We start from the raw sequence: 25,077 nt of genomic DNA on the forward strand, positions 1-25,077 counted from the left end.
CGGTGACAACCGCCCCCGCCCCACCGGATCGCGACCGCGGGCCCGCCCAGCCGGCCCGGTCGGAGCGCCTGCCGGGTCCGCTCGGTCGGCCCGGCCGGAACAGCCGCCCAATCGGACAGCCCGCTCGGACTGAGTGGCCGCCCCGTCCTCTCAGTCGGACAGCAGCGAGGACAGCTGCGGCGAGTACGTCGCGTGCAGCACCAGCGCCGCGCTGCCCACCACGGCGGCGTCCGCGCCCAGCGGGGACGCGGCGGCCTGCACCGTACGGATGTGCCGGGCCAGCGGTCTGGTGGCCAGCGCCGAGGCGACGATGTCGACGTAGCGCGACTCCACGTGCTGGAGGCCGTGACCGCCGAGGATGATGAGGTCCACGTCGATGAAGTTGGCGATGCTGACCGCGAGCGAGGCGACATGCTCCGCGGCCTCGTCGATGACGGCCGCCGCGACGGGGTCACCGGCTCCTGCCGCGAGCCGGATCGCTGCGTGGTCGACGGAGGCCGGGTCCCGCTCGAACGAGGGCGAAAGGGCACTGCCGACGCCCGGTTCCGCGGCGAGCCGACGGTGTGTCTCGGAGACGATCGCGGACGGGTTGACCAGCCCCTCCAGACAGCCCCGGTTGCCGCAGTAGCACTCCGGTCCGTCGGGCAGCACCGAGGAGTGACCGAACTCGCCGGCGTTGAACGAACCGCCCCTGTACACCTGGTGATTGAGGATCAGACCTCCGCCGATGCCCGTGCCGAGGTACAGATAGGCGAAGTTGCCGACCCCTTTGCCGACCCCGGACCAGCGTTCGCCGATGGCGGCGGCGGTGGCGTCGTTGTCCAGGGTCACCGGCAGCCCGGTGGCGTCACCGAGCATGCTCTGCAAGGGCACCCGCGTCCAGTGCGCGAGCTGGGGCGGAGCGACGATCACCCCGAGTTCCTGGTCGATCGGTCCCGGCGTGGCGAGGCCAAGACCCAGCACCTTCTCCCGCGGCGTCTTCGCCTCGTCCAGCACCTCGGCGACCAGGTCGGCCATGGCGGACACGACATGCGAGGGATCGGTGCCGGGAGGGGTGGGCCGCCGGATGACGACCAGCGGCCGGCCCAGCAGGTCGACCACGGCACAGGTGAGTTCGACCGGGTCGAAGACGAGTCCGACGGCACTGCCCGCGTCGGCGTTGATCCGCAGGGTGGTACGGGGCTTGCCCCCACTGGCGACCCGGCTGGCGCCGTCCTCGCGGACGATCCCCTCGTCCAGCAGCCGACGCACGATGCCGGAGACCGTCTGCGGGGTGAGGCCGGTCCGCTGAGCGATCTCGACCCGGCTGATGCCGTCCGTGAGTTGGATCTGGTCGAGGACCACCGCCCGGTTGTATCGCCCGACCTTGGGGAGATTTGTTCCTGCTTGCCGCACGAATCGTCCTCTCTTGTGCCAGCTCACTGACAATACCGCCGCCGGGGCGTTGACTTAGTAAAACAAATGGATTTAAAGTCCGGTCCCGCAGACGAAACACGCAGGAGCTGGAGGCACCAGGCAGTGCCATCGGAGGCAAGTTGATGTCCATGAAAATTCGCGTCCCGCACCGATCGGACTCGTGCGACCGGCGCGGCCTCCGCAGCGCGGGGTTCCGCTCATGAGCGCAACCCCCGTCCTGCTGGAGATGCGTTCGATCACCAAGACGTTCCCGGGCGTGAAGGCCCTGGAGGACGTCAGCCTGGTGGTGAACGAGGGCGAGATCCACGCGATCTGCGGCGAGAACGGCGCCGGCAAGTCCACGCTCATGAAGGTGCTGAGCGGGGTGCACCCGCACGGCAGTTACACGGGCGACATCGTCTACCGCGGCGAGAACGTCCAGTTCCACGACATCCGGGCCAGCGAGCAGGCCGGCATCGTGATCATCCACCAGGAACTCGCGCTGGTCCCGGGCATGTCGATCACCGAGAACCTCTTCCTCGGCAACGAGCCGCGCAGACGCGGCGCGATCGACTGGAAGACCGCGCAACGGCGGGCCGTGGAGCTGATGGAACGGGTCGGGCTCCAGGAGGACCCGGACACCCTGATCAAGGACATCGGCGTCGGCAAGCAGCAACTCGTCGAGATAGCCAAGGCGTTCGCCAAGGACGTGAAGCTGCTCATCCTCGACGAGCCGACCGCCGCCCTGAACGAGGCCGACTCGCAGCATCTGCTGGATCTGCTGCGCGGCTTCCGGGAGCGGGGGATCACCTCGATCATGATCTCGCACAAGCTCAACGAGATCGAGGCGGTCGCCGACACCATCACGATCCTGCGCGACGGCCGGACGATCGAGAGCCTCGACGTCGAGGCCGACGGGGTCAACGAGGACCGCATCGTACGGGGCATGGTCGGCCGGGAGCTCAACAGCCGGTTCCCCGACCGCACGCCCGCCATCGGCGAGGTGTTCTTCGAGGTCCGTGACTGGACGGTGCAGCACCCGACCGCGGAGGACCGGCTCGTGTGCAAGGGCTCCGCCTTCACCGTCAGGCGCGGTGAGATCGTCGGCTTCGCCGGCCTCATGGGGGCCGGCCGCACCGAACTCGCGATGAGCCTGTTCGGCCGCTCCTACGGCCACTACGTCTCCGGCCGGGTCTTCAAGGACGGCGGCGAGATCCGGCTGAAGTCGGTGGCGGACGCCATCAAGCACGGCCTCGCCTATGTCAGCGAGGACCGCAAGTCCATCGGTCTCAATCTGTTGGACGACATCAAGACCTCGATGGTGGCCGCCAAGCTGTCGAAGATCGCCCGGCGCCGGGTCGTCGATCCGGTGCGCGAGCACCGCGTCGCCGAGGAGTACCGCCAGAGCCTGCGGATCAAGACCCCGAGTGTCGACGAGGGCGTGGTGAAGCTCTCCGGTGGCAACCAGCAGAAGGTGGTCCTCGCGAAGTGGATGTTCACCGATCCCGACCTGCTGATCCTCGACGAGCCGACCCGCGGGATCGACGTGGGCGCCAAGTACGAGATCTACGGGATCATCCAGCGGCTCGTCGGTCAGGGCAAGGGCGTCATCGTCATCTCCTCGGAGCTGCCCGAGCTCATCGGCCTGTGCGACCGCATCTACACGGTGTTCGAAGGCGCCATCACCGGTGAGGTGACCCGGCAGGACGCGAACCCGGAACTCCTGATGAAGAAGATGACCTCTCTCACGAAGACAGCGACCACATGAGCCGCATCACAGAACTTCAGAAGAACCTCTTCGGAGGTACCACTTCCAACGCCCGGCAGTTCGGCATGATCTCCACGCTCGTGGCGATCGTCCTGCTGTTCCAGATCTGGACCGGCGGGCTGACCCTGACCTCCGGCAACCTGATCGCCGTGGTCAGCCAGTACTCCTACATCCTGATCCTCGCGATCGGCATGCTGATGGTGATCGTCGCCGGCCACATCGACCTCTCGGTGGGTTCGGTCGCGGCGTTCACCGGCATCGTGGTCGCCAAGGTGATGCAGGAGTACTCGCTCCCCTGGCCCCTGGGCATCGTGCTCGGCCTCCTGGTCGGCGCGGCGATCGGCGCCTGGCAGGGCTTCTGGGTCGCCTACGTGGGGGTGCCGGCGTTCATCGTCACCCTGGCCGGCATGCTGCTGTTCCGCGGCGGCAACCAGTACATCGGCAACGCCGACACCGTGCCGGTGCCCACGGGCTTCCGCGACATCGGTGCCGGATTCCTGCCGGAGGTCGGTCCCGACACCGGCTACAACAACCTGACCCTGCTGCTGGGCCTGGCCGCCTGTCTGGGCGTGGCGTGGCGAGAGTGGAAGGCGCGCCAGACCCGGCGCGAGATGAACGCCGACGCCGCTCCGCTGTGGGTGGCCGGGATACGGCTCGCCGTCATGCTGACCGTCATCATCTTCGCGACGCTGCGGTTCGCCGGCGGCCGGATCGGGACGAGCGTGCCCATCTCCGGCATCATCCTCATCGTCCTGGTGCTCGCCTACTCGTACTACACGCGCAACACCATCGGCGGCCGTCACATCTACGCCGTCGGCGGCAACTCCCGTGCGGCCGAGCTGTCCGGTGTGAAGCTCCGGCAGGTCAACTTCTTCGTCATGATGAACATGTCCGTCCTCGCCGCACTGGCGGGCATGATCTTCGTGGCGCGGTCGGCCGCCTCCGGCCCCCAGGACGGACTGAGCTGGGAGCTGGACGCCATCGCGGCCGTCTTCATCGGCGGTGCGGCGGTCTCCGGCGGTCTCGGAACCATCAGCGGCTCCATCGTCGGTGGTCTCGTCATGGCCCTGCTCAACAACGGCCTCCAATTGGAGGGCGTCGGCTCCGACATGGTCCAGATCATCAAGGGCCTGGTCCTGCTGCTCGCCGTCGCGTTCGACGTCTACAGCAAGAAGCAGGGGCGTTTCTCGATCATCGGGACACTGGCGCGCCCGTTCCAACGCGACGAGGCGGCCGTCCCGGCCCAACCGTCCGGGCAGTCCACCGATTCCGACAAGGCAGAGGTCACGAGCTGAACGCCGAGTCGTCACCCAGCGCGCCGTCCTCCACGGCGTCCCACTCACCCCGTACCACCGTAAGAAAGGCTCACCCCACCATGCGCAGAGGCATCATCAGAGGGATCGCCGCCGTCGGCGCCGTCGCACTGCTCGGCCTGGGCACGGCATGCTCCAACAACCGCGAGGGCTCCACCTCCGGCAGCGGCGACGCCAAGGGATTCGCGAAGAGCTCCCTCATCGGCGTCGCGCTTCCCGCGAAGACCTCGGAGAACTGGGTGCTCGCGGGCGACCTGTTCACCAACGGGCTCAAGAGCGCCGGTTTCAAGGCCGACGTGCAGTACGCGGGAGCCTCCACCACGGTCGCCGACCAGCAGGCGCAGATCTCCTCCATGGTCACCAAGGGCGCCAAGGTCATCGTGATCGGCGCGACCGACGCCTCGCAGCTCGCCACCCAGGTCGCCGCGGCCAAGCAGGCCGGCGCCAAGGTCATCGCCTACGACCGCCTGATCACCAACACCAAGGACGTCGACTACTACATCGCGTTCGACAACTACAAGGTCGGCCAGCTTCAGGGCCAGGCCCTGATCAACGGCATGAAGGCGAAGAAGCCGAAGGGCCCCTGGACGATCGAGCTGTTCTCCGGCTCCCCGGACGACAACAACTCCAAGGTGTTCTTCGACGGCGCGATGAGCGTCCTGAAGCCCCTCATCGACAAGGGCGACATCGTTGTCGGATCGGGCCAGACGGCGATCAAGCAGACCGCGATCCAGGGCTGGAAGGCGGAGAACGCCCAGTCCCGCATGGACAGCCTGCTGACCTCGACGTACAACGGCAAGAAGAAGCTCGACGGCGTCCTGTCGCCCAACGACACGCTCGCCCGCGCGATCATCACCTCGGTCAAGGGCGCCGGCAAGCCGGTCCCGGTCGTGACCGGACAGGACTCCGAGGTCGAGTCGGTGAAGTCGATCATGGCGGGTGAGCAGTACTCGACCATCAACAAGGACACCCGCAAGCTCGTCGCCGAGACCATCAAGATGGTCCAGTCCCTCCAGAAGGGCGACACGCCGCAGATCAACGACACCAAGTCGTACAACAACGGCTCCAAGGTCGTCCCGTCGTACCTCCTCCCGCCGGTCATCGTGACCAAGGAGAACGCGGCCGAGGCCTACGCCAACGACCCGCAGCTGGCGCCCCTCACCAAGTAACCGGCCCTCAGCGCCGCTGTCCCGGCCCGGAGTCCACCGGGTGCGGGACAGCGGCGATCCCGGGCTCAGGTCAGCCGATGCCGAAGGACCCGCCGGGCGGCTCGGGCGACGGGACGGCGTCCTCGTCGCGCACCGGAGCCGCCCCGCCGATGAAGTCCCGCAGCGCGGGGCCGTGTTCGACCCGGGCCGGGAAGGTGTCGGCGGCGGTACGACGGGCCAGCACCGCCGTGTCGAGCGGGTGGTGGGAGGCCACGAGCACGGCGTTGCCGAAGCGCCGGCCGCGCAGCACCCCGGGTTCGGCGATGAGGGCGATCTCCTCGAACACGGTGGAGAACGTCGCGAGCTGGGAGCGCAGGAAGGCGAAGGGCGCCGCGTCCGCGAGGTTGGCGAGGTAGACGCCGCCGGGGCGCAGCACGCGCTCGGCGGCGCTCGCGTAGGCGGTGGAGGTCAGATGCGCCGGCACGCGCGAGCCGCCGAAGACGTCCGCGATGAGGATGTCCGCGGAGCCGGGGGCGGCGGCCTCGGTCCAGGCCCGGGCGTCGGCCCGGTGCAGCTCGATGCCCGTGCCGTCGGGCACCGGCAGACATTCGGCGATCAGTTCCAGCAGGCCCTTGTCCGCCTCGACCACGTCCTGGCGTGAACCCGGCCGGGTGGCCGCGACGTAGCGGGGCAGGGTGAGCGCCCCGCCGCCGAGGTGCAGCACGTCCAGGGCGCGCCCGGGTTCAGCCACCGTGTCCAGCACGTGCCCGAGCCGCCGGGTGTACTCGAACTCCAGGTGTGTCGGTTCGTCCAGATCGACGTACGACTGGGGCGCGCCGTCCACGGTCAGCAGCCACGCCCGCTCGCGGTCGACGTCGGGCATCAGCTTGGCGGTCCCGTGATCCACGGCCCGCGTCACGGGTATCGGCTCGTCCACGGGTCCATTGTGCGGCACTCACAGCGAGGCGCCCGGGGCCGCCCCGTCCACGGGAACGGCCCCGCCTCGTCCGCGGGAACCGGGTCCCCCGGCGACGAGAGCGGGGCCCGCCTTTCGTGGCGGACCCCGTCTCCCGTCCTTCGGCCGGGCGTCAGCCGACCGAGGTCACCGTCCCGGCGCCGACCGTGCGGCCGCCTTCGCGGATCGCGAAGCCGAGGCCGGGCTCCAGCGGCACCTCGCGGCCGAGCTCGACCGTCATCTCGACGGTGTCGCCCGGCCGGGCGACGGGCAGCTCACCGAGGTCGACATCGCCGACCACGTCCGCGGTACGGATGTAGAACTGCGGCCGGTACCCGGTGGCGACCGCGGTCGTACGGCCGCCCTCGCGCGTCGACAGGACGTACACCCGCGCCGTGAAACGGCTGCTGGGCACGACACTGCCGGGCGCGGCGACGACGTTCCCGCGGCGGACCGCGTCGCGGGGCACTCCGCGCAGCAGCAGCGCCACGTTGTCGCCGGCCTGCGCCTCCTGCATCGGCTTGCCGAAGGTCTCCAGACCGGTGACCACGGTGTCGACGCCCGCGCCGAGCACCTCGACCCGGTCGCCGACGTGGATCGTGCCGCGCTCCACGGCACCGGTGACGACCGTTCCGCGTCCGGTGATGGTGAGCACGTTCTCGACCGGCATCAGGAACGGCGCGTCGAGATAGCGCTCGGGCATCGGCACATAGGTGTCGACGGCGTCGAGCAGCGCGTCGATCGCCGCCGTCCAACGGGGGTCCCCCTCAAGCGCCTTGAGGCCGGACACCCGGACGACGGGCACGGTGTCGCCACCGTAGCCCTGCGCGGAGAGCAGCTCGCGGACCTCCAGCTCGACCAGGTCCGTGAGCTCCTCGTCCCCCGCGTCGGCCTTGTTGAGGGCGACGACGATGTGGTCGACACCCACCTGCCGGGCGAGCAGCACGTGTTCGGCGGTCTGCGGCATGATCCCGTCCAGCGCGGACACGACGAGGATCGCCCCGTCGAGCTGGGCCGCGCCGGTGACCATGTTCTTGACGTAGTCGGCGTGGCCCGGCATGTCCACGTGCGCGTAGTGCCTGGTGTCGGTCTCGTACTCGACGTGCGCGATGTTGATGGTGATGCCGCGCGCGGCCTCCTCCGGCGCCCGGTCGATCCGGTCGAACGGGACGAACGTGCCGGAGCCGCGCTCGGCGAGGACCTTGGTGATGGCGGCGGTCAGGGTGGTCTTGCCGTGGTCGACGTGACCCATGGTGCCGATGTTCAGGTGCGGTTTGGTGCGCACGTAAGCCGTCTTGGGCATGGCGGTTCCTCGAAGCTTCTTCGATGTCGGCGGAGCCGAGTGATGGCCCCGGCGCGTACCGGCCGGGACGGGGACCCCCAGGAGCTACCGACCCTCCCCCTGCGGGGTCCGCCGGACGATCCGGGAAGGGTCAGCTTCGGGCGCCGTCGACGGCTGCCGTGACGATCGGGACGGCAGCCTTCGGCGCGTCCGCGACCGCGGATGCTGCGAGGAGGAAGGCGTACCGGAACATGAGGAGATCATCTCCGACGGGTCCGGCCGCGTCGAACGATTTTCTGTGCCCGGTGGACCGGTGGGGCGGGGGTGGTGCCGCAGGTTTCGTGGGGTTCGTGGGGTGCGGCCCGGGAGGTCCGCCGGCTCAGGGGCCGATGTTCTTGAGCGCCTCGCGCACGGAGAGCGGCGCGAGCCTTCCCCGCTCGGCGGCCACGAAGTCCCGTACGGCGCTCGGGTCGGTCTTGGCGTACTCGCGCAGACACCATCCGATGGCCTTGCGGATGAAGAAGTCGGGATGGCCGGACTGCCGGACGCAGTACGCGAAGAGGCGCCCGGTGTCGGTGGCGTCCTTGTACCGGAGCTGATGGAGCAGCGCGGTACGGGCGACCCACAGGTCCTCGTCCTCGATCCAGGCGTCCATGTCGGCGCGCAGGCGCGGATCCGCGGCCACCAGACCTCCCACCACGTGCGCGGCGAGATGGTCGACGGTGTCCCACCAGGGGGCGGTGGAGACGAGATGCCGGGCCACCGGCAGGAAGCCCGAGGACAGGCGCGCCACATGGCGGCGCAGATAGTCGACGGCGAAGTACTGGTACTCGCGCTCCGGCAGCCGCCAGCAGCGCAGGGCCAGCGCGGCGCAGTCCCGCTCGTCGGGCCGCGCGGTGTCGCGGAGCACGGTGCGGGACAGGGCACGGCGCTCGGGGGTCCTCAGCCCGAGGAAGGGGGCGACGTCCTTCATGTACGCGCGCATCGACGCCGCCCGCTCGGGGTCGGCCGCCGCCGGGTAGGCGGTCGTGAGCCGGTCCAGGAGGGTGTCCGCGAGAACGCTGTCCGGCACCCCGAACCGCGCACCCGACGTTCCGGAAGCTGTGACGCCCATGAGACGAACCATACGGCGATCACACACACGCGTCGGCTAATCTCGCCGGATGCTCGATGCCACCCTCCGCTCCGGGGGCACCGCCACGGCCACTCCCCGGGCCGCCGCCACGGAGCTCACCGCCGCCGACCCGGTCGCCGGCCCGGAGAGTGCCGTCGCCGCGCCCGCGGTCCCGGCGGCCGTCCGCACCGGCCCGGCCGCGCGCCTGCTGAGAGCACTGCGCTCGCCCTGGGCGCGGCTCTCCCTGCTGGTCGTGCTGCTCGCCGCGGCCGCTTCGAGCGTGTTCCTCTTCGACCCGCAGCGCCTGCTCGCCGACGGCTGGCCGCCCCAGCTCGGCGGCGCCGCGGCGGCCGTCGCGTTCGCCGCGGCGTACGGGCTGTGCACGGTCGCCTTCGTGCCCCGGCCGCTGCTCAACCTGGCGGCAGGCGCCGTGTTCGGATCCCAACTGGGCCTGGGAACGGCGCTGGTGGGCACGGTGCTCGGCGCGGGAGCCGCGTTCGGGCTCGGCCGGATCCTCGGGCAGGACGCGCTGCGGCCGCTGCTGCGGGCCCGCTGGCTGAAGGCGGCGGACGGTCAGCTCAGCCGGCACGGCTTCCGCTCCATGATGGTGGCCCGGCTGTTTCCCGGGGTGCCGTTCTGGGCCGCGAACTACTGCGCCGCCGTCTCCCGCATGGGCTGGCTGCCCTTCCTGGTCGCGACGGCGCTCGGCTCGATCCCGAACACCGCCGCGTACGCCGTCGCCGGCGCCCGCGCCTCGTCCCCGACCTCGCCGGCGTTCCTGATCGCGATGGCCCTGATCACCGTCCCCGCCCTGGTCGGCACGGTGGTGGCCTGGCGCAAGCGCCACCACCTGCGCGGCCACTGACACCCGCACGACACCGGTACGAGGGAACGGTCGCGACCCGGGCCTCGCCGGGCGGACGAGACTCTGCGGACACGGCCTACGGCCGCACGGCCTCCAGGATCATCGCGTTCGCCAGTCCGCCCGCCTCGCACATCGTCTGGAGTGCGTAACGGGCACCCCGGGCCCGCATCGCGTGGACGAGGGTCGTGGTGAGGCGGGTGCCGCTCGCGCCGAGCGGGTGGCCGATCGCGATGGCCCCGCCGTGCACGTTGACCTTGGACAGGTCCGCTCCCGTCTCCTGCTGCCAGGCGAGGACGACGGAGGCGAACGCCTCGTTCACCTCGAAGAGGTCGATGTCGCCGAGGCCGAGACCGGCCTTGCGCAGCACCTTCTCGGTGGCCGGGACGACGCCGGTGAGCATCAGCAGCGGGTCGGAACCGGTGACGGCGAAGCTGTGCAGCCTGGCGATAGGCCGCAGGCCGAGGCGTGCGGCGGTCTCGCCGGACGTGATGAGAACGGCGGAGGCACCGTCGTTGACCGGGCTCGCGTTCCCGGCCGTGACGGACCAGTCGATCTGCGGGAAGCGCTCGGCGAAGCCCGGGTCGTAGTACGCGGGCTTCAGCCCGGCGAGCGTCTCGGGGGTGCTGCCGGGGCGGACGCTCTCGTCCCGGGTGAGGCCTTCGAGGGGCGCGACCTCGGCGTCGAGGAGACCGCCGTCCCACGCCTGTGCCGCCTTGCGGTGCGACTCGATCGCGAAGGCGTCCATGCGCTCGCGGGTGATGCCCCACTTGGCGGCGATGAGCTCGGCGCTGATGCCCTGCGGCACCAGACCCTCCGGGTAGCGCCGCGCGACCCCGGGGCCGAAGGGATCCGCGCCCGCCGGCACGTTGGACCACATCGGCACGCGGCTCATCGATTCCACGCCGCAGGCCACGACCATGTCGTACTCCCCCGACATGACGCCCTGGGCGGCGAAGTGCACCGCCTGCTGCGACGAGCCGCACTGGCGGTCCACGGTGGTCGCGGGAACCGTCTCGGGGAACCCGGCCGAGAGCACGGCGTATCGGGTGGTGTTCATGGCCTGCTCGCCGACCTGGTCGACGGTGCCGCCGATGACGTCGTCGATGAGCGCCGGGTCGATCCCGGAGCGCTCGACGAGCGCGCGAAGGGTGTGGGCCAGGAGTTCCACGGGGTGGACATGGGCGAGCGAGCCGTTCGGCCTGCCCTTGCCCACGGGCGTGCGTACGGCTTCGACGATCACGGCGTCACGCATGGCATGCCTCTCGGATCCGGAGTGAGTTGGATTTCCGAACTCACTAAGTGACCCAAGAGTAACCCAGTGGGTTGGAACATCCAACCCACCTTCGTAGACTGGCGGCATGAAGGACCCCCGCCCCTGCTCGATCGCCGCGACACTCGCCCTCGTCGGCGAGAAGTACTCCCTGCTGGTCCTGCGCGAGGTGTCGCTCGGCGCCACCCGCTTCGACCAGCTGGCACGGAACACCGGCGCCCCGCGCGATGTGCTGACGACGAGACTCAGGCGGCTCGTCGACTCCGGACTGCTGGAGAAGGCGCAGTACAGCGACCGCCCCAAGCGCTACGAGTACCGGCCCACACGGGCGGGCCGTGAACTGGAGTCCGTCCTGTTGATGCTGATGTCCTGGGGAGACACTCACCTCGCGAACGACGGTGACCGGCCCATGGTGCTGGAGCACACCTGCGGCCACGAACTGGTCCCCCAGGTCGTCTGCCGGGAATGCGGGGAGCGGGTCGAGCACGATTCCCTGACGCCCCACCCGCAGTCCCCGGGCTGGACGGTGACAGGACCCGTCGCCCCGTAGGGCCTGTCGTTCGGATCAGTTCGCGAACGCGGGGGCGGAGTCGGCAGGCCGCGGGCTCGGACGCGTCGGGCGGGGCGTCCGGTGCCCCGGACGGCCCCCGAAGCCCCCCTGGCCGGGCCGTCGCCCGTGGAGGTTAGGCTTCCCTCAGCGCCCGTGATCGCCGCACCCCCGCGATCGCGCGTGCCCCATCTCCCTTTCCGCGATCAGCACTTGGACCACGTACCTCCATGTCTTGGATTCAATCCCTCGTCCTCGGGCTCGTCCAAGGGCTGACCGAATTCCTCCCCGTCTCCTCCAGCGCGCATCTGCGTCTGACCGCGGCCTTCGCGGGCTGGGACGATCCCGGTGCGGCGTTCACCGCGATCACGCAGCTCGGCACGGAGGCCGCGGTGCTGATCTACTTCCGCAAGGACGTGGGGAGGATCCTGTCGGCGTGGTTCCGCTCGCTCACGAACAAGGCGATGCGCGGCGACCACGACGCCCAGATGGGGTGGCTGGTGATCGTCGGCTCGATCCCGATCGGGGTGCTCGGCCTGACGCTCAAGGACCAGATCGAGGGCCCGTTCCGCGATCTGCGGGTCACCGCCACCATGCTGATCGTGATGGGCGTCGTCATAGGCGTGGCCGACCGGCTCGCGGCCCGCGACGAGACGGGCGGCAGGCACCGGGCGGCCAAGCAGCGCAAGGCACTTGAGGACCTGAACACCAAGGACGGCCTGCTGTACGGGCTCTGCCAGGCGATGGCCCTGGTCCCCGGCGTCTCGCGGTCCGGCGCGACCATCAGCGGCGGTCTGTTCATGGGCTACACCCGTGCGGCGGCGGCCCGCTACTCGTTCCTGCTCGCCATGCCGGCCGTCCTGGCCTCCGGTACCTTCGAGCTCAAGGACGCGGCCGCGGAGGGCCACGTGTCCTGGGGGCCCGCCGTCCTCGCGACGGTCGTCGCCTTCGCGGTCGGATATGCCGTGATCTCGTGGTTCATGAAATTCATCTCCCACAAGAGCTTCATGCCGTTCGTCTGGTACCGCATCGCCCTCGGATTCGTCCTCCTCGGCCTGGTGGGCGCCGATGTCCTCAGCCCGCACTCGGCCGAGTCGTCGGGCTGAGCGGACCGCCGTCCGTGTGTTCCGGGAACGATGGGCCGTCTGGCCGAACGCTTCTGCGGACCGGGTCGCGACGATTTAGCGTGGCCTCTCCGACTGGAGGTGGAGCATGCCGAAAGATCCCGCGCTGGGCCGGTTGGGCACCGAAGCGCGCAGTGTGAAGTTCCCGGACGGCAGCCGCGGGGTCATCCTCGTGCGGGCCGGTATCCCTCAGGACGAGGCGGAGGCGCTGGCGGCCCGCGTCTGGGCCGAACGCTCCGAGCCGAGCCGCCCGAACGGCTGACGTCAGAAGAAACCGCGACAGGTCCCATGGAGCACCCCGGGCGATCACCCCGGCCGGGGATTCCACCTGCGCCCGCCGGATCCGGCGCATCCGCCGCCCCGCCCGATTCACCCGTCCCGGGGAACCCGGCCCAGCGGCGCCAACTCGTCCGAGCGGACGCGGAGTTCGGCCATCGGAGCAACATCGTCTCCCGGCACCGTGACGCAGCACATACGACGTGCGTAGCCGCCCGGTAGCGCAGTGTCAGTCCTTGCGCCTAGGCTGGTCCGCATGTCCCCCAATGCCACCCCGCCTGGTTCCGTGCGGTCTGCCGCCGCGTTGAACGAACAGATCCGCGCCCTGTGGACGCGGACGGGCGGTTCCCTGTCCGCACAGGAGCGGGCGGAGTACGAACTGTTGATCGTGAAGTGGGCCGAGGCGATACGCGGCGAGATCATCGAAGCGGCGTAGAGCCGTTCCGGCTCACTCCGCCCCCCGCCCCCACCTCCAGCACAAGGAACCCTCCCGGACACCGAATATCCCCGCCCAGGCCCTTGGCGTGGCAGGCGGAGTGGCCAACACTGAGCCGATGACGCAGCGTGTGGAGCTCGCGACCGTGTTGGACCGGTTCTCCGTGGACGAGATCGTCACCGGGTACGCGGTGGCCGTCGACGACGGCGACTGGGACGCGTACCGGCGGCTGTTCACGCCGAAGGGCCGCGCCGACTACCGCTCGGCCGGCGGCATCGAGGGCGACGCCGCCCAGGTCGCCGGATGGCTCGCGCGAAGCCTGGACCTGTTCGCGATGCGCCAGCACCTGATCGTCAACCGGCGGGTGCGGTTCGGCGTCCTGGAACAGGACACGGGCGACACCGCCGAGGTACAGGCGGACTACGTCAATCCGATGCGGTTCACCGGGCAGGACGGCGACTCGACCGCGCCCGACCTCGTGTGCGGCGGCCGCTACGCCTTCGGTCTGCTGCGCACCGAGGACGGCTGGCGGCTGCGCCAGGTGGTCGTCCAGGAGAAATGGCGCCGGATGCCCCAGCCGCGCCCCGCACCCGCGACCACCTGAGCCACGACCGCCCCCCACCCGCCGAACCACCTCCCCCTTCCCCCCTCCCCCGGGGGCCATGCCCGCCCCTCCCGGCACCCCGAAGCACCCCGCTCCCCGCACGCCCCTGCCCGCTCACCACGCCCCCTGTCGTAGATCGCCGCCGACGCGCACACTGGAGAGACCACGGGGCAGGGAGGCGAAGGATGAACAGGCCCGACCGTGCGTTCGGCCCATGGCTGGTCTCCCCCTGGCGGCGCGGGCTCGTCGCCGCGCTGGCGGGTGCGCTGCCGATGCTCGCGTTCCCCGCCCCGTCCTGGTGGTGGTTCGCGTACGTGGCTCTGGTGCCCTGGATGCTCCTGGCCCGCTCGGCCCCCACGGGCCGACGTGCCGCGTACGACGGCTGGCTCGGCGGGTTCGGGTTCCTGCTGGCCGTGCACCACTGGCTGCTGCCGAGCCTGCATGTCTTCCTCGTGGTCATAGCGGCGCTGCTCGGCGCGCTGTGGGCCCCCTGGGGCTGGCTCGTCCGACGGTTCCTGGCCGGGGTGCCCTCACCCGGCCGGGTCGCTGCCGCCCTCCTCGTCCTGCCGTCGGGGTGGCTGATGGTGGAACTCGTCCGGTCCTGGCAGGGCCTGGGCGGTCCCTGGGGTGTGCTCGGGTCGAGTCAGTGGCAGGTGGAGCCGGCGCTGCGGCTGGCCTCGGTCGGCGGGGTGTGGCTGCTCAGCCTCCTGGTGGTGGCGGTCAACGTCGCCGTCGCCGTGCTGATCTCGGTGCGTGAGTCCCGTATGCCTGCCGTGGCCGGACTGGTCGCGACGGCCGCCGCCACCTCGGCGGCCTGGGTGTGGTCGCCGCGCCCGGAGGTCGACGGCCGGGTGCGGATCGCGGTCGTGCAGCCCGGTGTCGTGGACGGGAGCACCAGCGGCGACAAGCGCCTCGCGCGCGAGGAGACGCTGACCCGTCAGCTCGTCGGCAAGGACGTCGACCTGGTCGTCTGGGGCGAGAGCAGCGTCGGCTTCGACCTGGCCGACCGGCCCGATCTGGCCCGGCGCATCGCCACGCTGTCCCACGAGGTCGGCGCCGACATCCTGGTGAACGTCGACGCGCGGCGTTCCGACCGGCCCGGTATCTACAAGAGTTCGGTCCTGGTGGGACCGCACGGCCCGACCGGCGACCGCTACGACAAGATGCGGCTGGTCCCGTTCGGCGAGTACGTGCCCGCGCGCTCCCTGCTCGGCTGGGCGACCTCCGTCGGCAAGGCGGCGGGCGAGGATCGCAGGCGGGGCACCGAGCAGGTCGTGATGAACGTGGGTCACGGGCTGCGCGTCGGCCCGATGATCTGCTTCGAGACGGCGTTCCCCGACATGAGCCGTCACCTCGCAGCGGACGGCGCCGACGTGCTGGTGGCCCAGTCCTCGACGTCCACGTTCCAGCACACCTGGGCCCCCGAGCAGCACGCCTCGCTCGCCGCGCTGCGTGCCGCCGAGACCGGCCGCTCCATGGTGCACGCGACGCTCACCGGCGTCTCCGCCGTCTACGGCCCGGACGGCGGGCGCATCGGCTCCTGGCTCGGCACGGACGCGAGCGGCGCGGTGGTCTACGACGTGCCGCTGGCCCGGGGGATCACTCCGTACGTCCGGTTCGGCGACTGGCCCGTGCACGGCGCGCTGCTGGTGATGGCGGCGCTGTGCGTGACGGAGGGCACGCGCGCGTTCAGACTGCGGCGGAGCGCTCCTGAACCGCTTGGACCACCCGCTCGCACACCTCGTGAGTCGCCAGCGCGTCCCGGGCGCTGAGCACCTTTCCCGACTGAACGGCGTCGAGGAACGCGAGAACCGCCTGTTCGATGCCTCGCTGTCTGGCCACCGGCACCCAGTCGCCGCGCCGCCGCACGGTCGGCTGCCCCTTGTGGTCGATCACCTCGGCGAGGTTGACGACCTGCCGCTTGCTGTCCTGGCCCGAGACCTCCAGGATCTCCTCGCTTGACCCGCTGAGCCGGTTCATCACACCCAGTGCCGTGAATCCGTCCCCAGCGAGCTGGAGCACGACATGGTGGAGCAGCCCGTCCTCGACGCGGGCCCGCACCGTCACGTCGTCGACGGGCCCGGGCACCAGGAAGCGCAGGGTGTCGACGACGTGGATGAAGTCGTCGAGAACCATGGTGCGGGGCTCCTCGGGCAGCCCGGTGCGGTTCTTCTGCATGAGGATCAGCTCGCGGGGATGCTCGACGCACTGTGCGTAGGCGGGTGCGTGGCGCCGGTTGAAGCCGACCGCGAGGCTGACGGCGCGTTCCTCGGCCAGCCGCACCAGCCGCTCCGACGCGCGCAGTTCGTAGGCGAGCGGCTTGTCGACGTAGGTCGGCACGCCCGCCTCCAGCAGCCGGGTGACGATCTCCGGGTGGACGGCGGTGGGCGCGTGCACGAAGGCCGCGTCCAGGTCCTGAGCCAGCAGGGCGTCCAGGTCGGTGTGTCGCCGGTCCCGCGGCAGGTGAAGGGTGTCGGCGACCCGGTCGAGGGTGGCGGGGGTCCGCGTCTGGAGATGCAGTTCGACCTCGGGCTGCACGCCGAGCACCGGCAGATACGCCTTCTGCGCGATGTCGCCGAGTCCGATGCAGCCGACCTTCACAGGGTCTCCTTCAGTCGCCGACGCGGGTTCCGTCGGAAGCATACGGCCGCCGCGACGGCCGTACGCGGGCGGCCGGGCACCCGGGTGGCGGTGGGCGGGTCTCCACGGGCGTGTGCGCGGGCAGGGTGTCAGCCCGCCGACGTCCGTGCCCGCCGGAGGAGCGGAAGGATCACCCGTGCGGGGCATCCTGGGCTTCTCCGTTCCCTGGATGCGGTCCCGAACCAGCAGAGTGGCGCGGGTGTATCGAACGACGACGACCGCAACGCTTCTGGTCGCCGTGGCAGTCACCGCCCTCTCCGGCTGTGTGACCGTCCAGCGGCCGCCCGCCTCCGGCTCTCCCGGCGCCCCCTCGGGGCACACCGTGCCGCATCCGGACAGCAAGGGGGGACCCCGGATCGTACAGGCGCCGGCGCGGGAGGCGCTGGAGCGGGTGAGCCCCTCGCGGAAGCCCTCACCCGACGCGCCGGCCAGGCACCGGGTGACTCCCCCACCGCGGGCGGTCGTACCCCCGGCCCCTCCGCGGCACGCCCACCCCGCCCCGCGTCCCGAGCCACGGCACCACAGGCGCCGTACCGCCGTACCGCCCGGCGTCCCCGCCGTGCCGAAGCATCCGGACCTGTGCGCGCTCGGCAGGAAGTACGGGGGCTGGAAGGCCGACAGCCCGGAGGCGGTTCTCTGCACGAGGACGTACGGGCACTGACGTCCGCCACCACTGTTCTCAGGGCCGCTGTCGCGGCGGTCCCAGAGTCTCGCCTCCCGGACCGTCGAAGCGGTCGGCGGCGCCGGTGTCCGCCGAGGTGACGTTCTCCCGGAGCCTCAGCTCCAGGCGGCCGATCGCCGCGCGGACACCGTCGCCGTACCGGTCGTCCGCGAGGGCGCCGGCCGCGCCGCGGGCCCGGCGCAGATGGGTCCGGGCGGCCTCGGAGCGGCCGAGCTTCGCGTAGTCGGCGGCGAGGTTCAGATGCAGCGAGGGGTAGAACGCGCGCACGGCGAGCGACTGATGGGGCTCGGTGACACGGCCGCCGGTCAGTTCCTCGGCCGCGGACAGGGCCCGCAGGTCCCAGGCGAGTTCGTCGGCGGGGTCGTCCTGGGTGTCGGCCATGTAGTGCGCGAGCGTGCAGCGGTGCAGGGCGTCGCCGCCGTCCCCGATCTCTCCCCACAGGTCCAGGAAACGGCCGCGGGCCTCCTCGCGGTCACCGGCGTGGTGCAGCATGACGGCCTGTCCGATCCGGGTCATCATGGCGTCCGGCGCCGCCTGCTCCTGTTGCTCCGCCACCGCGTCCTCCAGGCTCGTCACTGTCGCTCACGACGCTAACCGGAGCCGGTGGCAATCACGCTCAGGCGCCCCCGTACGCCGCTGGGCCAGGCCGGTGACGGACCTGCCCAGCGGCCGGCCGTCAGCCGAGGTCGGGGACGCGCCAGTCGATCGGCTCATGGCCCTGGGCGGCCACGGCCTCGTTGATCTGCGTGAACGGGTGCGAGCCGAAGAACTTCTTCGCGGACAGCGGGGACGGGTGCGCCCCCTTCACCACGACGTGCCGCTCCTCGTCGATCAGCGGGAGCTTCTTCTGGGCGTAGTTGCCCCACAGGACGAAGACGGCCGGGTCGGGGCGCTCGGCCACGGCGCGGATGACCGCGTCGGTGAACTTCTCCCAGCCCTTGCCCTTGTGCGAGTTCGCCTCGCCGGAGCGGACGGTCAGCACCGCGTTGAGCAGCAGCACGCCCTGTTCGGCCCACGGCATGAGATAGCCGTTGTCCGGGATCGGAGTGCCCAGCTCCTCCTTCATCTCCTTGTAGATGTTCCGCAGCGAGGGCGGGGTCTTGACCCCGGGACGGACCGAGAAGCACAGGCCGTGACCCTGGCCTTCGCCGTGGTACGGGTCCTGGCCGAGGATCAGCACCTTCACCCGGTCGTACGGTGTGGCGTCGAGCGCGGCGAAGACCTCCTCGCGCGGAGGGTAGACGGGACCCCGCGCGCGCTCCTCCTCGACGAACTCGGTGAGTTCCTTGAAGTAGGGCTGCTCCAGTTCGTCACCCAGGACGCCGCGCCAGGACTCGGGCAGCATGGCGATATCGGTCACGTCAACTTCCTTCGATGTGCGATGACTTCCGGAGCAAGAACCTACCGTCGCCCACTGACAATCGGTTCCGGGCCCGCGTCGGGGCCGCGGGACGGGTACGGTGTGCCCCTGCGTCACCCGGTCCGGCGGGTTCGCTACCAGCTGGTCTTGCGCTCCAGCTCCCACATCATCATGATCGTCGAGGGGTCCAGGGCCCGTTCGCCGCCCGAGATCTCCTCGTTCGCGGCCACGTACTGCCTGCCCTGCCACAGAGGCAGCAGCCGGGCGTCGTCGACGAGGATCCGCTGGGCCTCCTCGAACTCCTTCACCACCGCGCCGCGATCGCGCACGCCGCGTGACTGCGGCAGCAGGTCGTCGGTGATCCGAGGGGCCGGATAGGGCGTACCGAGGGCGTTCCGCTCCCCCACGAAGGGGGCGATGAAGTTCTCGGCGTCGGGGAAGTCGGGGAACCAGCCGCGGCCGAACACGGGGTACTCGCCGTTGCGGTAGCCCGCTTCGTACGTCTTCCAGGGACGGCTCCTGAGCGTGACGGTGAACAGTCCGGAGCCGTCGAGCTGGCGCTTGAGCTCGCGGAACTCCGGAGCGGTCTCGGAGCCGTAGCGGTCGGTCGTGTACCAGAGGGTGAGCGGGACGCGCCGGTCGATGCCCGCGTCGTGCAGGATCTTGCGGGCCCTGGACGGGCTCGGGCTGCCGTAGGTGTCGAAGTAGCCGGTGGTGTGCCCGGCCAGGCCCGCGGGGACCATCGAGTACAGCGGGTCGACGGTGTCGCGGTACACCCGGTGCGCGATGGCGGGCCGGTCGACGATCTGGGCGATCGCGTGGCGGACGGCGGCCTTGCCGGCCCACGGGTCCCTGGGGTTGAAGACCAGGTAGCTGATCTCGGTGCCCGTGCCGTCGATGAGCTGGATGTCCTTGCGGACGCCCTGCACCTGGAGGGCGACGATGTCCGAGGCGGCGAGGCCGCGGTAGGTGACATCGATCTTCTTGGCCCTCAGGGCTCCGACCATCTGGGCCGAGTCCTGGAAGTAGCGGATCGTCACCGCGCTGTTCCTGCGCCGGGCGAAGCCGTCGTAGTGGTCGTTCCCGACGAGCTCGGCCTTCTTGTCCTGTGTGTAGGCGCTCAGCCTGTAGGGCCCCGATCCGAAGACCTTGCCGTCCTCGCGCAGGGCGTCGGCCGGGTAGTGGCCCGGGTCGACGATCGACATCGCGGGCGTGGCCAGGACCAGCGGAAACGTGGCGTCCGCCTTGTTGAGACGGAAGAGGACATCACGCCTGCCCTGTACCTGGACCCGGTCGAGACTGCCGAGCAGACCGGCGGGGCCGCCGCGTACGCCGATCTTCCTGATGCGGTCGATGGAGTACTTGACCGCCGCCGCGTCGAGCGGGTGGCCGTCGGCGAACTTCATGTCCGGGCGCAGTTCGCAGTGGTAGACGCTGTTGGTTTCATCCGTGAACCCGCACTTCCCGGCGGCGTCGGGCTGCGGGGCCACGGAGCCGGTCGGATAGCTCAGGAGCGTCTGGTAGACGTTGCGGAACAGCTCCCACGATCCGTCCCAGGAACCCGCGGGATCCAGGGTGCTGGGGGCGCTGGTGGTGCCCACCACGATCGGCCCCTCTTCGGCCGGCGATCCCTCGGTGAGACTGCCGCACGCGGCCACCAGGGTTATGGACGTGACCGCCGCCAACTGTCGCAGGTATCGGTTCCGGTTGAACACGCACACGCTCCTCGATCCGCCGTCCCAAGGGTCGGCAGACCATACCGCAGTGCCCTGCCAGAGGAACTGTCTTTCCCTGGCAGGGCACTTGATCAGCATGTATGTGACCGCGGTGTCAGAATGCTGTGAACGTGTCGGCACTTTGGGCGCGGAACTCCGCGCGACTCGACGCGGGTTGAGCGTTTGTCAGCTTTCAACAAAAGGCCGGTCGGACGTCCCCGGCGTGCGGGGAGCGTCCGACCGGCCTTCGGGTCATTCGACTCCGGCGTTGAGGAACATCCCGCCGTCGACCACGAGCGTCTGACCGGTGACCCAGTCCGACTGCTGCGAGGTGAGGAACGCGGCCGCGCCGCCGATGTCGGAGGGGACACCGAGCCGGCCGAGCGGGTAGGCGGCGGCGGCCTCCGCCTCACGGCCCTCGTAGAGTGCGGCAGCAAACTTGGTCTTCACCACGGCGGGCGCGATGGCGTTGACCCGGACCTTGGGCGCGAACTCGTGCGCCAGCTGCACGGTCAGGTTGATCATCGCGGCCTTGCTGATGCCGTACGCGCCGATGAACGGCGAGGGCGCGAGGCCGGCCACCGAGGCGATGTTGACGATCGCGCCGCCGTTCTCGCCCTGCCACGCCTTCCAGGTCTGCTGGGCGAAGCCGAGCGCGGAGACGACGTTGGTCTCGAAGACCTTGCGCGCCACGTTCAGGTCCAGGTCGGCGATCGGCCCGAACACCGGGTTCGTACCGGCGTTGTTGACCAGGAAGTCGACGCGGCCGAAGGCCTCCATGGTGCGCGCCACGGCGACGGCCTGGTGGGCCTCGTCATGGGCCTTGCCGGCCACCGCGATGACCCGGTCGGCGCCGAGCGCCTCGACGGCGTCCTTGAGGGCGTCCTCGTTGCGGCCCGTGATGCAGACCCGGTCGCCGCGGGCGACCAAGGCCTCCGCGACGCCGTAGCCGATGCCGCGGCTGGCGCCCGTGATGAGCGCCACCTTGCCCGAGAGTTCGGGGAGTGTGGTCATGTGCGTTTCCCCCGCGTCTAGTTGAGCGGTCCGCCGGCCACGTACAGCACCTGGCCGGAGACGAATCCGGCCGCCTCGCCGGTGAAGAAGGCGATGGCGTTGGCGATGTCGTCCGGGTTGCCGACGCGCTGCACGGGGATCTGGGTGGCGGCCGCGGCCTGGAAGTCGTCGAAGTCCATGCCGACGCGGGCGGCGGTCGCGGCGGTCATGTCGGTGACGATGAAGCCGGGCGCCACGGCGTTCGCGGTCACGCCGAACTTGCCGAGCTCGATGGCCAGGGTCTTGGTGAGGCCCTGGAGACCGGCCTTGGCGGTGGAGTAGTTGGCCTGGCCGCGGTTGCCGAGCGCCGACGAGGACGACAGGTTGACGATGCGGCCGAACTTGGCCTCCACCATGTACTTCTGGACGGCCTTGGCCATCAGGAAGGCACCGCGCAGGTGCACGTTCATGACGGTGTCCCAGTCGGACGCGCTCATCTTGAACAGCAGGTTGTCGCGCAGGACACCCGCGTTGTTCACCAGGATGGTCGGCGCGCCGAGTTCCTCGGCGATCCGCGCGACGGCGGCCTCCACCTGGGCCTCGTCGGACACGTCGCAGCCGACCGCGAGAGCCTTGCCGCCGGCGGCGGTGATCTTCTCGACGGTGTCCTTGCACGCGGCCTCGTCGAGGTCGATCACCGCGACGGCGCGGCCCTCCGCGGCCAGTCGTACGGCGGTCGCGGCGCCGATGCCGCGCGCGGCACCGGTGACTACGGCGACGCGCTGCTCAGTGGTGGACATTGCTGGTTCTCCTCGCCCTTGGAAAAGCCGGCCCAAGCCCGGCCAAGCTGTCTCGACAACCTTGCGGCGTCTTCCGGGTCCCGCGGGACCCGCGGCTCACACGGTACGCCCGTCCGGTGAGCGACCGCTTAGTACCTTCAGCAGACGTGACGCTAGAAGCCCTGGCACCCGGTGTCAACGGCGCACCGCGCACATGTGATCCATTACCTGACCAGGAGCTGGAGCAACCGCTCGGTCTCGGCCTCGGGATCGGCGGTCAGGCCCGTGTGCACGGGACCCGGCTGGACCACCGTGGAGCGAGGCGCGATGAGCCAGCGAAAACGCCGGCCGGCGTCGTCATGAGCCGCCTGACCAGCCGCTTTCCCTCCGGCGCAGACCCCCTCGACGGCGCGCAGCGCGGCCCGTACGCCCATGACGTCGGCGTCCGGGTCGAGGGCGCGCAGCTTGTTCTCGTCCAGATGGGTGCGGGCGGCGACGAAGGAGTGGGCGCGGCAGTACACCAGCACCCCCGCGTTGAAGCACTCGCCGCGCTCGACCCGCGGCACCACCCGCAGCAGCGCGTACTCGAAGACGTCCCGCCCGTTCACTTGTCCCCCTCGGTGCCCGTGATCCGCTCGTGGATGACGGCGGCGCGTGCCAGCAGCGGCCGTGCGTAGGCCCGGCGCAGCGCGTCCACCGTGTCGAAGCCGGGTTCGTCGGCCAGCCAGGCCTCGGGGATCTGGGCCGTGACCTCGCCGAGCAGTTCCTCGGTGACCAGCGGGGCCAGTTCGGCGGCGGCGGAGGCGATGTCCGGTCCGAACGGGGCGAGCGCGTGGTCGGAGACGTCGTACGGCTTGGCGGCGGATTTCTCGGCGCCGGGCCAGTGGTGGTGCCAGATCATCGTGGCGCCGTGGTCGATGAGCCACAGATCGCCGTGCCACATGAGGAGGTTGGGGTTGCGCCAGGAACGGTCGACGTTGTTGACGAGGGCGTCGAACCAGACGATCCGGCCGGCCTCCTCCGCGCTCACCTCGAAGGCGAGCGGGTCGAAGCCGATGGCACGGGGGAGGAAGTCCATCCCGAGGTTCGGGCCGCCGCTCGACTTCAGCAGCTCCTGGACCTCCTGGTCCGGTTCGCCGAGCCCGAGGACCGGGTCGAGGCCGATCGTCACCAGGCCGGGCACCCGCAGGCCGAGCCGGCGGGCGAGTTCACCGCAGACCACCTCCGCGACGAGCGTCTTGCGCCCTTGCCCGGCGCCGGTGAATTTCATGACGTACGTCCCGAGGTCGTCGGCCTCGACGAGTCCCGGCAGCGAGCCGCCCTCGCGCAACGGCGTGATGTAGCGGGAGGCGTTCACTTCCTTGAGCATCGCCCCAGGTTACTGGCGTGGTCCCGGCCGGCGGGGCGCGACCCGGTGACGCCGGCCGGAGCAGTCCCCGGTCCGCGGGCCCGGGCGGGCCGTGACCCCCCACACGCGGCTGTCGGCACGCTGTGGATCCGGTCAAGAAGTCGCCATTGCCTGAACGGCCCGTCATGGCGGACCGTACCTCTGAGCAGATCCAGATCATGTCCGCTGAAGGGAAAGCCAGCATGACCAGCGAATCGCTTCACCCCGCACAGGCCCCGGCCCGCCGCACCGTCGTGGCGGCGGTCGGCGCGGCGGGGATCGCCGTCGCGCTGACCGCGTGCGGGGCGGACGACAAGGCCTCCAGTTCGGTTGGTTCCGACAACGGCGCGGGCGGGAACGCGGCCGGCACGGAGCTCGCCAAGACCAGCGACATCCCGCAGGGCGGCGGCAAGGTCTTCGCCGACAAGGGCGTCGTGGTGACCCAGCCGACGGCGGGCACCTTCAAGGCCTTCTCGTCCAAGTGCACCCACCAGGGCTGTGCGGTCAAGGGCATCGCGAACGGTGTCATCACGTGCCCCTGTCACGGCAGCGAGTTCTCCGCCACCGACGGCAGCGTGAAGAAGGGGCCCGCGACGACCGGGCTGGCGGCGGCCGACATCAAGGTCGACGGGGGCTCCATCACGCTCGCCTGAGGAACACCGGCCTCAGCGCCGCCGTCCCTTGAAGCAGGCGAGGACGTCGTCGGTGGTCGTGACGGTGGCGACCAGCGCGAGCGTGTTGCGGACCATGGCGGGGGTGTACTCGGAGGGCACCCCCGCGACGGCGTCCGCCGGAACGACGACCGTGTAGCCGCGGTTCACGGCGTCGAACACGGCGTTGGGAACGGCGATGTTGGCCGAGACCCCCGTCACGACGAGGGTGCGGCACCCCAGGTTGCGCAACAGCGGGTCGACGTCGGTGCCCGAGATGGGCGACAGACCGTGCAGCCGCCGTACGACGAAGTCCTCCTCGGCGACCTCGATCGGCGGCGCGATCCGTACGGCCGCCGTGCCGGTCAGCTGACGCACGGGCAGTCGCTCGGCCGCCCGGAACAGCCGGGCGTTGCGGTTGGCGCCGCGGCCGTCCGGGCGGCGTTCGGCGACCGCGTGGATCACCTGCACCCCGCTCTCGTGCGCCGCGCCCACCAGCCGGGCGATCCGGTCGAGCACCCCGGACGACCGTGCCTCCTGGGCGAGTTCGGGCAGTGCGCTGGCCGGGCCCACGACGCCCTGTTGGCACTCCACGGTGAGCAGTACCGTGCCGACGGGGTCGAGGAGTTCGCTGAGTTGCTCGGACGACGGCATGGCTCTCCTTGACGTCGCGGTCGGGACACGGGCCGGGGCGCGGGTCGGGACGGCGGAGCGTAACGAGCATTGCGTGCGGAGGGAAGACGCCGCATGATTTCCTGACGGAACGTCAGAAAG

The 25,077-nt window shown here is 70.6% G+C and carries 25 protein-coding genes; 11 read left to right on the top strand and 14 right to left on the bottom strand.

The genetic code is table 11. The features are described 5' to 3' along the window. Positions 1-150 precede the first annotated feature (150 nt). Positions 151-1,344 (bottom strand): ROK family transcriptional regulator, encoded by a 1,194-nt coding sequence (locus ACZ4AA_RS10640; protein WP_467598739.1) that lies wholly within the window; start codon positions 1,342-1,344, stop codon positions 151-153. 271 nt (positions 1,345-1,615) lie between these two features. Between ACZ4AA_RS10640 and mmsA the strand changes: the two genes are divergently transcribed. The 3 genes from mmsA to ACZ4AA_RS10655 all read left to right on the top strand — a co-directional run bounded on the left by mmsA (position 1,616) and on the right by ACZ4AA_RS10655 (position 5,645). Beyond that, complete coding sequence (gene mmsA, locus ACZ4AA_RS10645) at positions 1,616-3,163, top strand: multiple monosaccharide ABC transporter ATP-binding protein (RefSeq protein WP_467598742.1); 1,548 nt, start codon at positions 1,616-1,618, stop codon at positions 3,161-3,163. Continuing rightward, positions 3,160-4,458 carry a multiple monosaccharide ABC transporter permease gene (gene mmsB, locus ACZ4AA_RS10650; protein WP_467598745.1) on the top strand — a complete coding sequence of 433 codons (1,299 nt, stop codon included), beginning with the start codon at positions 3,160-3,162 and terminating at the stop codon, positions 4,456-4,458. The genes mmsA and mmsB overlap by 4 nt, the downstream gene beginning before the upstream one ends. Before the next feature lie 80 nt (positions 4,459-4,538). Continuing rightward, positions 4,539-5,645: a substrate-binding domain-containing protein gene (locus tag ACZ4AA_RS10655; protein ID WP_467598748.1), complete on the top strand. Its 1,107-nt coding sequence runs from the start codon at positions 4,539-4,541 to the stop codon at positions 5,643-5,645. 70 nt (positions 5,646-5,715) lie between these two features. Here the strand turns inward: ACZ4AA_RS10655 and ACZ4AA_RS10660 are convergent, their stop codons facing one another. From ACZ4AA_RS10660 to ACZ4AA_RS10670, 3 genes are all read right to left on the bottom strand, one after another. After that, on the bottom strand, positions 5,716-6,561 hold the full coding sequence (locus ACZ4AA_RS10660; protein WP_467598751.1) for a spermidine synthase: 846 nt from the start codon (positions 6,559-6,561) through the stop codon (positions 5,716-5,718). Between the two features lie 151 nt (positions 6,562-6,712). Next, a complete protein-coding gene (gene tuf, locus ACZ4AA_RS10665) occupies positions 6,713-7,882 on the bottom strand; it encodes an elongation factor Tu (RefSeq protein ID WP_467598754.1) in 1,170 nt (389 codons plus the stop codon). Between the two features lie 358 nt (positions 7,883-8,240). After that, the gene (locus ACZ4AA_RS10670) at positions 8,241-8,975 is read right to left on the bottom strand and encodes a DNA alkylation repair protein (RefSeq protein WP_467598757.1); all 735 of its coding nucleotides are present in this window, start codon (positions 8,973-8,975) and stop codon (positions 8,241-8,243) included. Between the two features lie 49 nt (positions 8,976-9,024). On the opposite strand from ACZ4AA_RS10670, the gene ACZ4AA_RS10675 reads away from it, so the two are divergent. Next, positions 9,025-9,840, top strand: a complete 816-nt coding sequence (locus ACZ4AA_RS10675; protein ID WP_467598760.1) for a TVP38/TMEM64 family protein — start codon at positions 9,025-9,027, stop codon at positions 9,838-9,840. A 76-nt stretch (positions 9,841-9,916) separates the two neighbouring features. Here ACZ4AA_RS10675 and ACZ4AA_RS10680 read toward each other — a convergent pair whose 3' ends face one another. Further along, on the bottom strand, positions 9,917-11,092 hold the full coding sequence (locus ACZ4AA_RS10680) for a thiolase family protein (protein ID WP_467598763.1): 1,176 nt from the start codon (positions 11,090-11,092) through the stop codon (positions 9,917-9,919). A 106-nt stretch (positions 11,093-11,198) separates the two neighbouring features. Here ACZ4AA_RS10680 and ACZ4AA_RS10685 point away from each other — a divergent pair, with 106 nt between their 5' ends. From ACZ4AA_RS10685 to lnt, 6 genes are all read left to right on the top strand, one after another. Next, positions 11,199-11,660 carry a winged helix-turn-helix transcriptional regulator gene (locus ACZ4AA_RS10685; protein WP_467598766.1) on the top strand — a complete coding sequence of 154 codons (462 nt, stop codon included), beginning with the start codon at positions 11,199-11,201 and terminating at the stop codon, positions 11,658-11,660. A gap of 227 nt (positions 11,661-11,887) precedes the next feature. Continuing rightward, positions 11,888-12,763, top strand: coding sequence for an undecaprenyl-diphosphate phosphatase (locus ACZ4AA_RS10690; RefSeq protein WP_467598769.1), 876 nt, complete (start codon positions 11,888-11,890; stop codon positions 12,761-12,763). 106 nt (positions 12,764-12,869) lie between these two features. Next, positions 12,870-13,043 (top strand): hypothetical protein, encoded by a 174-nt coding sequence (locus ACZ4AA_RS10695; protein WP_467598772.1) that lies wholly within the window; start codon positions 12,870-12,872, stop codon positions 13,041-13,043. Positions 13,044-13,313: 270 nt separating this feature from the next. Then, positions 13,314-13,493 (top strand): hypothetical protein, encoded by a 180-nt coding sequence (locus ACZ4AA_RS10700; RefSeq protein ID WP_467598775.1) that lies wholly within the window; start codon positions 13,314-13,316, stop codon positions 13,491-13,493. A 118-nt stretch (positions 13,494-13,611) separates the two neighbouring features. Beyond that, positions 13,612-14,097, top strand: coding sequence for a nuclear transport factor 2 family protein (locus ACZ4AA_RS10705; RefSeq protein WP_467598778.1), 486 nt, complete (start codon positions 13,612-13,614; stop codon positions 14,095-14,097). 185 nt (positions 14,098-14,282) lie between these two features. Further along, positions 14,283-15,869 carry an apolipoprotein N-acyltransferase gene (gene lnt / locus ACZ4AA_RS10710; RefSeq protein WP_467598781.1) on the top strand — a complete coding sequence of 529 codons (1,587 nt, stop codon included), beginning with the start codon at positions 14,283-14,285 and terminating at the stop codon, positions 15,867-15,869. Here lnt and ACZ4AA_RS10715 read toward each other — a convergent pair. The 8 genes from ACZ4AA_RS10715 to ACZ4AA_RS10750 all read right to left on the bottom strand — a co-directional run bounded on the left by ACZ4AA_RS10715 (position 15,787) and on the right by ACZ4AA_RS10750 (position 23,635). Then, the gene (locus tag ACZ4AA_RS10715) at positions 15,787-16,698 is read right to left on the bottom strand and encodes a Gfo/Idh/MocA family protein (protein ID WP_467598785.1); all 912 of its coding nucleotides are present in this window, start codon (positions 16,696-16,698) and stop codon (positions 15,787-15,789) included. The genes lnt and ACZ4AA_RS10715 overlap by 83 nt on opposite strands. Positions 16,699-17,416: 718 nt before the next feature. Next, a complete protein-coding gene (locus ACZ4AA_RS10720; RefSeq protein WP_467598788.1) occupies positions 17,417-17,974 on the bottom strand; it encodes a hypothetical protein in 558 nt (185 codons plus the stop codon). A 121-nt stretch (positions 17,975-18,095) separates the two neighbouring features. Next, complete coding sequence (locus ACZ4AA_RS10725) at positions 18,096-18,779, bottom strand: uracil-DNA glycosylase (protein ID WP_467598791.1); 684 nt, start codon at positions 18,777-18,779, stop codon at positions 18,096-18,098. Positions 18,780-18,913: 134 nt separating this feature from the next. Continuing rightward, positions 18,914-20,494, bottom strand: coding sequence for an ABC transporter substrate-binding protein (locus tag ACZ4AA_RS10730; protein WP_467598794.1), 1,581 nt, complete (start codon positions 20,492-20,494; stop codon positions 18,914-18,916). Between the two features lie 252 nt (positions 20,495-20,746). Further along, positions 20,747-21,508: an SDR family oxidoreductase gene (locus ACZ4AA_RS10735; protein ID WP_467598797.1), complete on the bottom strand. Its 762-nt coding sequence runs from the start codon at positions 21,506-21,508 to the stop codon at positions 20,747-20,749. 17 nt (positions 21,509-21,525) lie between these two features. Further along, the gene (gene fabG, locus ACZ4AA_RS10740) at positions 21,526-22,287 is read right to left on the bottom strand and encodes a 3-oxoacyl-ACP reductase FabG (RefSeq protein WP_467598800.1); all 762 of its coding nucleotides are present in this window, start codon (positions 22,285-22,287) and stop codon (positions 21,526-21,528) included. Between the two features lie 203 nt (positions 22,288-22,490). Further along, positions 22,491-22,874 carry a DUF3037 domain-containing protein gene (locus ACZ4AA_RS10745; protein ID WP_467598802.1) on the bottom strand — a complete coding sequence of 128 codons (384 nt, stop codon included), beginning with the start codon at positions 22,872-22,874 and terminating at the stop codon, positions 22,491-22,493. Then, positions 22,871-23,635: a HipA family kinase gene (locus ACZ4AA_RS10750; RefSeq protein ID WP_467598804.1), complete on the bottom strand. Its 765-nt coding sequence runs from the start codon at positions 23,633-23,635 to the stop codon at positions 22,871-22,873. Before ACZ4AA_RS10750 ends, ACZ4AA_RS10745 begins: the two co-directional genes overlap by 4 nt. A gap of 221 nt (positions 23,636-23,856) precedes the next feature. On the opposite strand from ACZ4AA_RS10750, the gene ACZ4AA_RS10755 reads away from it, so the two are divergent. Next, positions 23,857-24,306: a Rieske (2Fe-2S) protein gene (locus ACZ4AA_RS10755; protein WP_467598807.1), complete on the top strand. Its 450-nt coding sequence runs from the start codon at positions 23,857-23,859 to the stop codon at positions 24,304-24,306. A 12-nt stretch (positions 24,307-24,318) separates the two neighbouring features. Here the strand turns inward: ACZ4AA_RS10755 and ACZ4AA_RS10760 are convergent, their stop codons facing one another. Next, positions 24,319-24,957 carry a cysteine hydrolase family protein gene (locus ACZ4AA_RS10760; protein ID WP_467598809.1) on the bottom strand — a complete coding sequence of 213 codons (639 nt, stop codon included), beginning with the start codon at positions 24,955-24,957 and terminating at the stop codon, positions 24,319-24,321. Positions 24,958-25,077: the final 120 nt, after the last annotated feature.

It is taken from the genome of Streptomyces sp. NPDC024698 (assembly GCF_055559015.1).